The sequence below is a fragment of the Pseudomonas sp. C9-3 genome (assembly GCF_032392015.1).
GTDB lineage: Bacteria > Pseudomonadota > Gammaproteobacteria > Pseudomonadales > Pseudomonadaceae > Pseudomonas > Pseudomonas nitroreducens.
Window position 1 is genome coordinate 4334782 of sequence record NZ_CP135919.1, and the last position, 12561, is coordinate 4347342.

Genomic DNA, 12561 nt, shown 5'->3' on the forward strand with positions numbered 1-12561 from the left:
CCACCCGCCGCCACACAAAGCCCACTGCCCACGCAGTGGGCTTTGTTTATCCGAGTATTCCGGGGGTCCGTCGCGCCACAAGCGCCGCTTCACGCGACGCCCGAGGAGTTAGGTAATGCCTGAGCTCTATCACTACCTGCAACAGCTGATCAACGGCCTCACCGTCGGCAGCACCTATGCCCTGATTGCCATCGGCTACACCATGGTCTACGGCATCATCGGCATGATCAACTTCGCCCATGGCGAGGTGTACATGATTGGCTCGTACGTGGCCTTCATCGTGATCACGGGGCTGGCGATGATGGGAATCGTGAGTCTTCCTGTCGTCATCATCTGCACCTTCGCCGCGGCGATCATCGTCACCAGCGCCTACGGCTACAGCATCGAGCGGATCGCCTATCGGCCCCTGCGCGGAAGTAACCGGCTGATTCCGCTGATCTCCGCGATCGGCATGTCGATCTTCCTGCAGAACGAAGTGCTGCTCGCCCAGGATTCCAAGGACAAGGCAATCCCCAACCTGCTGCCGGGCAACTTCGTGATCGGCGCCGACGAAATGACCGGCGTGACCATCTCGTACATGCAGGTGCTGATCTTCATCGTCACCCTGCTGACCATGTACGGCCTGTCCATGTTCATCTCCCGCTCCCGCCTGGGCCGCGCCTGCCGCGCCTGCGCCGAGGACCTGAAGATGGCCAACCTGCTGGGCATCAACACCAACAACATCATCGCCCTGACCTTCGTCATCGGCGCCACCCTGGCCGCCGTGGCCGCGGTGCTGCTGGGCCTGCAATACGGCGTGATCAACCCGCACATCGGCTTCCTCGCCGGCATCAAGGCATTCACTGCCGCGGTGCTGGGCGGCATCGGCAGCATCCCGGGCGCCATGCTCGGCGGCCTGGTGCTGGGCGTGGCCGAAGCCTTTGGCGCCGACGTGTTCGGTGACCAGTACAAGGACGTGGTGGCCTTCACCCTGCTGGTGCTCGTGCTGCTCTTCCGCCCCACTGGCCTGCTCGGTCGCCCGGAGGTGGAAAAGGTATGACTCGGAAACTCAAGACCGCCTTCTTCAGCGCCCTGCTGGTGATGGCCGTGGCCTACCCGGTGCTGGGCCTGAAGCTCAGCGTGATCGGCATCGGCCTGCAACTGGAGAACGTCAGCCCCACCCGGTTGTGGACCATCGCCGCCTGTGCCGTGCTGATGTTCGTCTGGCAGCTGGTGCGTGACCGCTTCGCCTTCGGCGGCAGCGTCAAGCAAGCCCTGTCGCATCCGCATACCCGTCTGGCCGAACGCCTGACCCACGCCTCCGTGCAACGCAAGATCATCATGGGCCTGATCGTCGTCGCCCTCGCCTGGCCGTTCTTCGGCTCGCGCGGCGCGGTGGACATCGCCACCCTGATCCTGATCTACGTGCTGCTGGGCCTGGGCCTGAACATCGTGGTGGGCCTGGCTGGCCTGCTCGACCTCGGCTACGTCGGCTTCTATGCCGTGGGCGCCTACAGCTACGCGCTGCTGTCGCACTACTACGGCCTGGGCTTCTGGGTGTGCCTGCCGATTGCCGGCCTGATGGCTGCGTTCTTCGGCTTCATCCTCGGCTTCCCGGTGTTGAGATTGCGCGGGGACTACCTGGCGATCGTGACCCTGGGCTTCGGCGAGATCATCCGCATCCTGCTGCGCAACATGACCGAGTTGACCGGCGGCCCCAACGGCATCAGCAACATCGACAAGCCGACCCTGTTCGGCCTGACCTTCGAGCGCCGCGCCCCCGAGGGCATGCAGACCTTCCACGAGTTCTTCGGCATCGCCTACAACTCGAACTACAAGGTCGTGTTCCTCTACCTGGTCGCGTTGCTGCTGGTGCTGCTGGTGCTGTTCGTCATCAACCGCCTGCTGCGCATGCCCCTGGGCCGTGCCTGGGAAGCCTTGCGCGAAGACGAGATCGCTTGCCGTGCGCTGGGCCTCAACCCGACGCTGATCAAGCTCTCCGCCTTCACCCTCGGCGCCTGCTTCGCCGGTTTTGCCGGCAGCTTCTTCGCCGCGCGCCAGGGCCTGGTCACCCCGGAGTCGTTCACCTTCATCGAATCGGCCATCATCCTCGCCATCGTGGTGCTGGGTGGCATGGGTTCCCAGCTCGGCGTCATCCTGGCCGCCGTAGTGATGATCCTGCTGCCCGAACTGATGCGTGAGTTCAGCGAGTACCGCATGCTGATGTTCGGCGCCCTCATGGTGCTGATGATGATCTGGCGTCCGCAGGGGCTTCTGCCCATGCAGCGCCCGCACCTGGAGTTGCGCAAATGAGCCGACCGATTCTTGAAGTATCCGGCCTCACCATGCGCTTCGGCGGGCTGCTGGCCGTCAACAACGTGGCCCTGAAGGTCCAGGAAAAACAGGTGATCTCGATGATCGGCCCCAACGGCGCCGGCAAGACCACCGTGTTCAACTGCCTGACCGGCTTCTACGCCCCCACCGGTGGCGAGATCCTGCTGCACGGCGAGCCCATCCAGGGCCTGCCGGGCCACAAGATCGCCCACAAGGGCGTGGTGCGGACCTTCCAGAACGTACGCCTGTTCAAGGAAATGACCGCGGTGGAGAACCTGCTGGTGGCGCAACACCGGCACATCAACACCAACTTCCTCGCCGGCCTGCTCAAGACCCCGGCCTTCCGTCGCGCGGAAGCCGAGGCCCTGGACTACGCCTCGCACTGGCTGGAAATCGTCAATCTCAAGGACATCGCCAACCGCCCGGCGGGCACCCTCGCCTACGGCCAGCAGCGCCGCCTGGAGATCGCCCGCTGCATGATGACCCGCCCGCAGCTGTTGATGCTGGACGAGCCGGCGGCCGGCCTGAACCCGCGGGAAACCGAGGACCTCAAGGCGCTGATCGCCATGTTGCGCTCCGAGCACGGCGTCACCGTCCTGCTCATCGAGCACGACATGAAGCTGGTGATGAGCATTTCCGACCATATCTACGTGATCAACCAGGGCACTCCCCTGGCGGACGGCACCCCGGAGGAAATCCGCGGCAACCCGGATGTGATCAAAGCCTATCTGGGGGAGTCCTGAGTCATGCTGAAGTTCGACAAGGTTTCCACCTTCTACGGCAAGATCCAGGCGCTGCACGACGTCAGCATGGAAGTCCAGCAGGGCGAGATCGTCACCCTGATCGGCGCCAACGGCGCCGGCAAGTCGACCCTGCTGATGACCCTGTGCGGCTCGCCGCGCGCCTCCTCAGGCAGCATCACCTACATGGGCGAGGAGCTGGTCGGCAAGGAATCCTCCGTGATCATGCGCAAGAGCATCGCCGTCGTGCCGGAAGGCCGCCGCGTGTTCGCCCGCCTGACCGTGGAAGAGAACCTCGCCATGGGCGGTTTCTTCACCAGCAAGGGTGATTACCAGGAGCAGATGGACAAGGTCCTGGCCCTGTTCCCGCGCCTGAAGGAACGCTTCAACCAGCGCGGCGGCACCATGTCCGGCGGCGAACAGCAGATGCTCGCCATCGGCCGTGCGCTGATGAGCAAGCCCAAGCTGCTGCTGCTCGACGAGCCGTCGCTGGGCCTGGCGCCGATCATCATCCAGCAGATCTTCGACATCGTCGAACAGCTGCGCCAGGAAGGCGTGACCGTCTTCCTCGTCGAGCAGAACGCCAACCAGGCGCTCAAGCTCGCCGACCGCGGCTACGTGCTGGAGAATGGTCGCATCGTCATGCAGGACACCGGCGCCAACCTGCTGGTGAACCCCAAGGTGCGCGACGCGTACCTCGGCGGCTGATCCTCGCGCTGCCAGGAAAACGGCCCTTCGGGGCCGTTTTTTTATGGCGGCCTGAATGGAGCCTGTCGTAGCGAGTTTGCTCGCGAATCACCCCCAACAACGGCGCTGAAGGGGAATCCATTCGCGAGCAAGCTCGCTCCTGCCACTCCCCTGCCGATTCAGCCACCCTCGCCTCACTAACCTGGACGAGCCGAGCTGCAGAAACGAAAACGCCGCCCAGTGGGCGGCGTTTTCGTTGACTGGCGATCAGGTGCCGTAGCTCAGCACCTGTGCGCGCTGGCGCAATTGGGAGACCACGTCGTCCTCCATCCGGCCCTCGGAGATCAGCAGGTCGCGGCGGATGGTCTGCACCGCTTCTGCACTCTGGTCATGGTCGGCCAGATGCTGACCCTCGATGACTCGCCGCAGTACCACGTCTCCTTCGTCGTTGGTGAGGGTCAGAATTCGGCCGCCGTCGGGGCGTGCCGGGCCCAGGGAGGGAGCGTAGGGAGCGAAGGTCTCGGTCAGCAGGGCGCTTAGCCGGTCCATGTCGTATCTCCTTGTTGCGAAATGAAAAAACACAGGAAGAAGACCGCACGTTCGGCGATAAAGTTCGCGAGTTTCAGTACCGTTGGTCATGACGGCATGTTTCACAGCCCGTTCATGCGGGCAAGAAAAAGCCCGCCGATTGGCGGGCTTTTCCGGACAGCGAGCCGCGTTTTAGAGCGGCTTGCCGCGGTTGCCGTGGGCGCTGACGAAGGCCTGAACCTTGGCCAGCTCGTTCGGCAGAACGGTGCAACGCTCTTCGCGCTGGAACAGGTCGGTCAGGTGCGCCGGCAGCGCCGGGACGGCCTCGATGCCGGCCTTCTCCACCGCTTCCGGGAACTTGACCGGATGCGCGGTGCCCAGGGTGACCATGGGCACCGCCAAGCTACGACGGCACTCGCGAGCGGCGCGCACGCCGATGGCGGTGTGCGGGTCCAGCAACTCGCCGGACTCGGCGTAGACCTGGGCGATGGTCTCGCAGGTTTCCTCGTCGCTCACCGCCAGCGAATCGAACAGGCGGCGGGCTTCGGTCCAGCGGTCATCCTCGACCGCCAGCTTGCCGGTGGCCTTGAAGTTGTCCATCAGCTCGGCGACAGCCTTGCCGTTGCGGCCGTGCAGGTCGAACAGCAGGCGCTCGAAGTTGGACGAGACCATGATGTCCATGGACGGCGACAGCGACGCGTGCAGGGTGTCCTTGTCGTAGCGGTTGCCGGACATGAAGCGGTGCAGGATGTCGTTGCGGTTGGTCGCGACGATCAGCTGACTGACCGGCAGGCCCATGTTGCGCGCCAGGTAGCCGGCGAAGATGTCGCCGAAGTTGCCGGTGGGCACCGAGAAGGCCACGGAACGTGCCGGCGCACCGAGCTGCAGGGCGGCGTGGAAGTAGTAGACGATCTGGGCCATGATCCGCGCCCAGTTGATCGAGTTCACCGCCACCAGGCGAGTGCCTTTCAGGAAGCCCTGGTCGGCGAAGCTGGCCTTGACCATTTCCTGGCAGTCGTCGAAGTTGCCTTCGATGGCGATGTTGTGGATGTTCTCGCCGAGGATGGTGGTCATCTGCCGGCGCTGCACCTCGGACACACGGTTGTGCGGGTGCATGATGAAGATATCGACGTTCTCGCAGGCCTTGCAGCCCTCGATGGCGGCCGAGCCGGTGTCGCCGGAGGTGGCGCCCATGATCACCACACGCTCGCCGCGCTTGGTCAGCACGTGGTCGAGCAGGCGGCCGAGCAGTTGCAGGGCGAAGTCCTTGAAGGCCAGGGTCGGGCCGTGGAACAGCTCCAGCACCCACTCGTTGCCGTTGAGCTGGCGCAGCGGCGCCACGGCGTTGTGGGCGAAGACGCCGTAGGTCTCCTCGAGGATCTTCTTGAAGTCGGCATCGGAAATGCTGCCGGCAACAAACGGGCGCATCACGCGGAAGGCCAGCTCGTGGTAAGGCAGGCCGGCCCAGGAGGCAATCTCCTCGACGGTGAAGCGCGGCAGGTTTTCCGGCACGTAGAGGCCGCCGTCGCTGGCCAGGCCAGCCAGCAGCACGTCTTCGAAGTTCAGCGCAGGCGCCTGGCCGCGGGTACTGATGTAACGCATGGTGTGAAACCTTCGGGTTGGCGGCGGCGCGCAGGCGCCGCCGCAGTCGATTCAGTTCAGTTGTTCGACGCGGATGCGTACGACATTGCCGACGACGTCATCCAGCGCTTCCAGCGCGGCGATGGCTTCGATGATGCGGGACTCGAGCACGCGGTGGGTAACCAGGATCATCGGCACCAGACCGTCATGCTCTTCGACTTCCATCTGCATGATCGATTCGATGTTGATGCCGCGCTCGGAGAGGATGGTCGCCACCTGGGCCAGTACGCCCGGATGGTCCTTGGCCTGGATGCGCAGGTAGTAGGCGCTTTCGCAGGCGTCGATCGGCAGGATCGGGTGGTCGGAGAGCGAGTCCGGCTGGAAGGCCAGGTGCGGCACGCGGTTCTCCGGGTCGGCGGTCATGGCGCGAACCACGTCCACCAGGTCGGCGACCACCGAGGAAGCGGTGGGCTCCATGCCGGCGCCGGCGCCGTAGAACAGCGTGGAACCGGCGGCATCGCCGTTGACCATGACCGCGTTCATCACGCCATTCACATTGGCGATCAGGCGGTCGGCCGGGATCAGGGTCGGGTGGACGCGCAGCTCGATACCCTTGTCGGTACGGCGGGCGACGCCCAGGTGCTTGATGCGGTAGCCCAGCGCCTCGGCGTAGTTCACGTCGGCGGTGGTGAGTTGGGTGATGCCTTCGGTGTAGGCCTTGTCGAACTGCAGCGGGATGCCGAAGGCGATGGACGCCAGGATGGTCAGCTTGTGCGCGGCGTCGATGCCTTCGACGTCGAAGGTCGGATCGGCTTCGGCATAACCCAGCGCCTGGGCTTCCTTCAGCACGTCGGCGAAGGCACGGCCTTTCTCGCGCATCTCGGTGAGGATGAAGTTGCCGGTGCCGTTGATGATGCCGGCCAGCCAGTTGATGCGGTTGGCGGCCAGGCCCTCGCGGATCGCCTTGATCACCGGGATGCCACCGGCCACGGCGGCTTCGAAGGCGACGATGACGCCCTTCTCGCGGGCCTTGGCAAAGATCTCGTTGCCGTGCACGGCGATCAGCGCCTTGTTGGCGGTGACCACGTGCTTGCCGTTCTCGATGGCCTTGAGCACCAGCTCATGGGCCAGGGTGTAGCCACCGATCAGCTCGATGACGACGTCGATTTCCGGGTTGTTTGCCACGTCGAAGATATCGGCGGTAATGGGGGTACTGCCGGTTTCACACTTCGGATTGGGGCGACGGGCGGCAATCTGCGCAACCTCGATACCACGCCCGGCACGGCGGGCAATCTCCTCGGCGTTGCGTTTGAGTACATTGAAGGTACCGCCACCGACGGTCCCCAACCCACAGATTCCCACTTTCACCGGTTTCACGCTGAAACTCCCCATGATTACAGCATCGGGGTACCTGAGACGCCGATGCCCGCAACGAGGCGGGCACGGCAGCAGGCACCAAGTCAAAACAGGCGAGGCGCCTGTTCCCTAGTCAAAAGGAACCGAACATTACGAAGCGGTTCCGCATTAGTCAATCAGAGCGCAAGCCGCGGCTTACTTGGCTTCCAGCGCCAGCTTGGCGATCTGGCCAGCCGGCTGGTAGCCCGGCAGCATGGTGCCATCAGCGAGGATGATCGCCGGGGTGCCCTGCACACCGACCATCTGGCCCAGGGCGAACTGCGCATCCACCGGGTTATCGCACTTGGCGGCCTTCACTTCCTTCTCGTGGAACATGTCGCTCATGGCGGACTGGCGGTCCTTCGAACACCACACGGCCTGCAGCTGCGCATCGCCTGGCGAGTTCGGCCCCTGGCGCGGGAAGGCCAGGTAACGCACCTCGATACCGCGCTTCTGCAGTTCCGGCACTTCGGCGTGCAGCTTCTGGCAGTAGGGGCAGGTGGTGTCGGTGAAGACGGTGATGTGCGCCTTGGTCTCGCCCTTGGCCGGGAACACGACCATGTCCTTGGCGGCGATGGCGTTGATGGTCTTGGCCACGCCGGCGCTCTCGGCCTTCTCGGTCAGATTGGTCGGCTTGCCGTCCTTCACCTGGTAAATATTGCCCTGGACGACGAACTGGCCGTCGGCGCTGGCGTAAAGAATACGGCCGCCCTTGAGTTGCACCTGGTAGATGCCATCCAGGGGACCCTTGGAGATATTCTCGATGGGCAGGTCAGGCTGCAGGGATTGCAGGGTGGTGCGGATCGCCTGGTCCGGTTCGGCGGCCAGGGCGAGAGTGCTGGCGAGGCCGATAGCCATACCAGCCAGAAGTCGAGACAAACGCATGGAAAACTCCTGATGTCAGTCGGCGAAGACTATCACACCGGGCCGGCAAGACCGAGCCAAAGGCTGTAGCGGGAAGCTTCGGCGGTCTTATCGGCTTCCGTGGCTTTTCTGTAGGAGCGAGCTTGCTCGCGAACCTTACTGGCCCGTACCGCTTCCGGCTGTTCGCGAGCAAGCTCGCTCCTACAAGATCACCCTGGACACTGGCGTGAGGCCGCACAGTTCGAAGGATGTCTAGCAGCGCTGGAGAAGCTCATCCACGGGGGTGATGCTGGGCGTGCAGGTCCTGCAGACGTGCACGGGCAATGTGCGTGTAGATCTGCGTGGTCGACAGATCGCTATGCCCCAGCAGCATCTGTACCACGCGCAGGTCAGCGCCGTGATTGAGCAGATGGGTGGCAAACGCGTGGCGCAAGGTGTGCGGCGACAGGCTCTTGCCGATGCCGGCCACCCTCGCGTGCAGCTTGATACGGTGCCAGAAGGTCTGCCGGGTCATCTGCTCGCCACGCAGGCTGGGGAACAGCACGTCGCTGGGCCGTCCGGCCAGCAGATCACCGCGGGCCTCGCGGACATAGCGCTCAATCCAGCGGATCGCCTCTTCACCCAGCGGCACCAGGCGCTCCTTGCTGCCTTTGCCGAGCACACGCACCACCCCCTGGCGCAAGTTCACCTGCTCCAGGGTCAGGCCAACCAGCTCACTGACCCGCAGGCCGCAGGCATACAGCACCTCGAGCATGGTGCGATCACGCAGCCCGAGCGGATCATCGGTCTCCGGCGCCGCCAGCAATGCCTCCACATCCGCCTCCGACAGCGATTTGGGCAGCGGCTTGCCCAGTTGCGGCAGGTCCACCAGCAGCGTCGGGTCTTCGGCGATCAGGCCCTCGCGCAGGTAGTAGCGGTAGAAGCCACGCAGGCCCGACAGGAAGCGTGCCGTGGAGCGCGCCTTGTAGCCCTCGCCCAGGCGCCAGGCCAGATGATCGAGGATCACGTCGCGACCAGCCGCCTCCAGCACCACGCCGCGCTGGTCCAGCCAGCCGTTGAACAGGGCGAGATCGCTCCCATACGCACTGCGGGTGTTGTCGGAGAGCCCCTTCTCCAGCCAGAGGGCATCGAGAAAGCGGTCGATCAGGGGATGAGCAATCGGAGTCATTTCAAGCCAGTACAAAGGAAAAAGCGGCGCCGGTAGTCTTTCATAGACACCATCCCCCTCACCACTGCTGCACAGCCTCGGACGGTCCATGGACGAACACAGCACCTATTACGCCTTCGCCGGTATCGGTATCGCCGCCCTCCTCAGCCAATGGCTGGCCTGGCGCCTGCGTCTGCCGGCGATTCTCTTCCTGCTGTTGAGCGGCATACTGGTTGGCCCGATCCTGCACGTGCTGTCGCCCGAAGCGTTGTTCGGCCCGCTGTTGTTCCCCGTGGTCTCCCTCGCGGTAGCCCTGGTGCTGTTCGAGGGCAGCCTGACGCTGCACCTGGACGAGTGGAAGGAAATCGGCACCGTGGTACGCCGCATGGTGACCATCGGCGCCCTGGTCACCTGGGGCGTGATCGCCCTGGCCACCCACTACCTGCTGGACTTCACCTGGGAGATGGCGCTGCTGTTCGGCACACTCACCCTGGTGACCGGCCCCACCGTGATCGTGCCGATGCTGCGTGTGGTCCGCCCCAACGCCACCATCGCCAACATCCTGCGCTGGGAGGGCATCGTCATCGACCCCATCGGCGCCATCCTCGCCGTGGTGGTCTACACCTTCATCGCCGCGAGCGACGCAGGCTCCGGGTGGACGGACAGCCTGCTGACCTTCATCAGCGTGATCGGTTGCGGCATCCTCTTCGGCCTGCTCGGCGGCCAGGCGCTGGGCGTAGCGCTGCGTCGCCACTGGCTGCCGGACTACCTGCACAACCTGGCATCGCTGTCGGTCGTCCTTGGCGTGTTCGTCCTGTCCAACACCGTGATGTCCGAGTCAGGATTGCTCGCCGTCACCGTGATGGGCCTGCGCATGGCCAACATGCAGGGCGTCGACGTGCGGCACATCCTGCACTTCAAGGAGAACCTCAGTGTCCTGCTGATTTCCGGCCTGTTCGTGCTGCTTGCCGCGCGGCTGGACCTGCCCGCCCTGCTCGGCCTCGGGCCGATCGCGCTGCTGGTGCTGGTGCTGATCCAGTTCGTCGCACGGCCGCTGAACGTGCTGATCGCCACGGCCGGGTCAACACTGAACTGGCGGGAACGGGCGCTGCTGAGTTGGATTGCACCAAGGGGAATCGTCGCCGCGGCGGTCTCGGCGATCTTCGCCATCCGCCTGCAGGAAGCCGGCCATGCCCAGGCCGGCGTGCTGGTGCCACTGACCTTCCTGGTGATCATCGGCACGGTGATCCTGCAAAGCGCCACCGCACGACCGCTGGCCCGTCTGCTGAAAGTTGCCGAGCCGGTGCCCACCGGCTTCCTCATCATCGGCGCCAACCCGGTGGCCCGCGCCATCGGCACCGGCCTGCAGAACGCCGGCGTGGAGGTACTGCTCACCGACTCGAGCTGGGAGAACACCCGCGCCGCGCGCATGGACAACCTGCCCACCTACTTCGGCAACCCGGCCTCGCAGCACGCCGAGGCGCACCTGGACCTGATCGGCCTGGGGCACCTGCTGGCCTTGTCGCCCAATGCCGAACTCAATGCGCTGATGTGCATGAGCTTCCGCCACGAGTTCAACCCGCGCCAGCGCTTCATCCTGCCCAGCAGCCAGGACAGCAGGCGCAGCGAGAAGCATCGGGTCAGCGACCGCCATCGCGGCCGGCCGCTGGGGCAATCGACGATCACTTATCCACAGATGGCAGGCCTTATCGCTCGCGGCGCGGAAATCCGCTCGACGCTACTGAGCGAGAACTTTGGCTGGGAGGACTATCAGGCGCTGCACGAAGGCCGTGCGCTTCTGCTGTTCGCCAAGGACCCGAATGGCCGCCTGCACATTGCCAGCCCCGAGCGTCCGCTGACGCCCGACACGGGGTGGACGGTGATTTCGCTGATCGAGGAAGTAGCTGAAGGGTCGTCGAGTAGGAATGAAACGGCACAAGTCGCAAGAACCTGACGACTGGCTACGTCACCCTATCTTACGGTTGGTGACAGAATATGTCTGACAGACAATGATTGCACCACGCCATCATTGCGCCCCACGAAGCCCACGCCATGCCCAGTCAACAGAACTCTCGTCTCGGCCAGATCCTTGTCAGCAAGGGCCTGATTACCTCCCAACAGCTGGACAAGGCCATCCAGCTCCAGCTCACCAACGGCCTGCGCCTGGGCGAGACCCTGATCCAGCAGGGCTGGATCAGCGAACGCCAGCTCGGCCGTGCGCTGAAGAAGCAGAACAATCTGCGCCTGGCCGCGACGCTGGTCGCCGCGCTGCTCAGCCCGTTCCAACTGGCCAGCGCCGATGTGCAGCGCCAGGCACCGACAAGCATCACCCGCCACGAGGCGCCCAAGGGCTTGAAGCCACTGAGCGACCGCGAGATGAGCGACGTCAGTGCCCAGGGTTTCGATGACACCCTGCAGAGCCTGCTGGTCAGCGCCGAAAGCGGCGATGGCGTCGGCGCCATCAAGCAACTGTCGCGCCTGGTAATGCCCGTCGTGGACAGCCTCGACGCCGAAACCTCCCTGCACGACGTCCAGTACGACACGCTGCACGCCTCCTCCAGCCTGAATGCCGATGGCTCGATCAACGTGCGTCTGCCCAGCTCCATCGGCGAGGTGCGCTTCGACAACATCCGCGTCGCCGGTGCGCCGAAGACTCAGAGCATGGGCAGCCTGAGCCTGCAGAACATCGACCTGTCCCAGGCCTCGCTGAAGATCAGCCTGCGCCACTGACGCGCTCTCCTTGTAGGAACGAGCCTGCTCGCGAACAGTCCAGCGCCGAATTGGCCGGCGAAAAGCTTCGCGCGCAAGCTCGCTTCGACAGAAAGCGGACAGGCATGAAGCAAGAAGGCGCCCAAGGGCGCCTTCTTTCATTTCAGGCCTCGAAGCCGGGCAGGACCGGCACCGGGCGCTTCTCATCGTCGATGGCGACGAAGCTGAACAGCCCGTGGATAGCCTTCTCGCGGCCATCGGCGGACATGCTCTCGACGAAGACCTCGACCTCGACCTTGAGGCTGGTATTGCCGACCTTCACCACCCGGCCGATCAATTCGACGATGGAGCCGGCGGCGATCGGGTGCTTGAAGTCGATGCGATCGGTGGACACGGTCACCAGCGGCAGGCGGCAGAAGCGGGTCGCGGCGATGAACGAGACCTCATCCATCCAGGCCAGCGCGGTACCGCCGAACAGGGTGTTGTGGTGGTTGGTGGTGGGCGGGAAAACCGCCTTGGTCACGCGGGTTTCGGACAACTCGGTACGACGGAGGATTTCTTGCTCTCTGGGGCTCATGCCACTGCTACCTGATGCAA

The 12561-nt window shown here is 64.4% G+C and carries 12 protein-coding genes; 6 read left to right on the plus strand and 6 right to left on the minus strand.

The features are described 5' to 3' along the window. Positions 1 to 115 precede the first annotated feature (115 nt). From livH to RS899_RS19895, 4 genes are read left to right on the plus strand one after another with little or no spacing between them, the layout of a single operon-like run. Positions 116 to 1039, plus strand: coding sequence for a high-affinity branched-chain amino acid ABC transporter permease LivH (gene livH / locus RS899_RS19880; RefSeq protein ID WP_024766895.1), 924 nt, complete (start codon positions 116 to 118; stop codon positions 1037 to 1039). Continuing rightward, complete coding sequence (locus tag RS899_RS19885) at positions 1036 to 2292, plus strand: high-affinity branched-chain amino acid ABC transporter permease LivM (RefSeq protein WP_054907400.1); 1257 nt, start codon at positions 1036 to 1038, stop codon at positions 2290 to 2292. Before livH ends, RS899_RS19885 begins: the two co-directional genes overlap by 4 nt. Beyond that, positions 2289 to 3056, plus strand: coding sequence for a high-affinity branched-chain amino acid ABC transporter ATP-binding protein LivG (gene livG, locus RS899_RS19890; RefSeq protein ID WP_315807902.1), 768 nt, complete (start codon positions 2289 to 2291; stop codon positions 3054 to 3056). Before RS899_RS19885 ends, livG begins: the two co-directional genes overlap by 4 nt. Before the next feature lie 3 nt (positions 3057 to 3059). Continuing rightward, on the plus strand, positions 3060 to 3761 hold the full coding sequence (locus RS899_RS19895; RefSeq protein WP_024766892.1) for an ABC transporter ATP-binding protein: 702 nt from the start codon (positions 3060 to 3062) through the stop codon (positions 3759 to 3761). A 246-nt stretch (positions 3762 to 4007) separates the two neighbouring features. Here the strand turns inward: RS899_RS19895 and RS899_RS19900 are convergent, their stop codons facing one another. The 5 genes from RS899_RS19900 to xerD form a co-directional block, all read right to left on the minus strand. After that, positions 4008 to 4289, minus strand: a complete 282-nt coding sequence (locus RS899_RS19900) for a DUF3509 domain-containing protein (protein ID WP_045210456.1) — start codon at positions 4287 to 4289, stop codon at positions 4008 to 4010. 171 nt (positions 4290 to 4460) lie between these two features. Continuing rightward, positions 4461 to 5870: a threonine synthase gene (gene thrC / locus RS899_RS19905; RefSeq protein ID WP_038803287.1), complete on the minus strand. Its 1410-nt coding sequence runs from the start codon at positions 5868 to 5870 to the stop codon at positions 4461 to 4463. 51 nt (positions 5871 to 5921) lie between these two features. Further along, positions 5922 to 7226 (minus strand): homoserine dehydrogenase, encoded by a 1305-nt coding sequence (locus RS899_RS19910; protein ID WP_024766890.1) that lies wholly within the window; start codon positions 7224 to 7226, stop codon positions 5922 to 5924. A 174-nt stretch (positions 7227 to 7400) separates the two neighbouring features. Next, positions 7401 to 8129, minus strand: a complete 729-nt coding sequence (locus RS899_RS19915) for a thioredoxin fold domain-containing protein (protein WP_024766889.1) — start codon at positions 8127 to 8129, stop codon at positions 7401 to 7403. A gap of 250 nt (positions 8130 to 8379) precedes the next feature. After that, the gene (gene xerD / locus RS899_RS19920; protein ID WP_054907397.1) at positions 8380 to 9276 is read right to left on the minus strand and encodes a site-specific tyrosine recombinase XerD; all 897 of its coding nucleotides are present in this window, start codon (positions 9274 to 9276) and stop codon (positions 8380 to 8382) included. An 88-nt stretch (positions 9277 to 9364) separates the two neighbouring features. Between xerD and RS899_RS19925 the strand changes: the two genes are divergently transcribed. Further along, positions 9365 to 11209: a cation:proton antiporter gene (locus tag RS899_RS19925; protein ID WP_054907396.1), complete on the plus strand. Its 1845-nt coding sequence runs from the start codon at positions 9365 to 9367 to the stop codon at positions 11207 to 11209. A 98-nt stretch (positions 11210 to 11307) separates the two neighbouring features. After that, positions 11308 to 11985: a hypothetical protein gene (locus RS899_RS19930; RefSeq protein ID WP_233299093.1), complete on the plus strand. Its 678-nt coding sequence runs from the start codon at positions 11308 to 11310 to the stop codon at positions 11983 to 11985. 142 nt (positions 11986 to 12127) lie between these two features. On the opposite strand, the gene RS899_RS19935 is transcribed toward RS899_RS19930, so the two are convergent. Further along, positions 12128 to 12541: an acyl-CoA thioesterase gene (locus RS899_RS19935; protein ID WP_065084994.1), complete on the minus strand. Its 414-nt coding sequence runs from the start codon at positions 12539 to 12541 to the stop codon at positions 12128 to 12130. Positions 12542 to 12561: the final 20 nt, after the last annotated feature.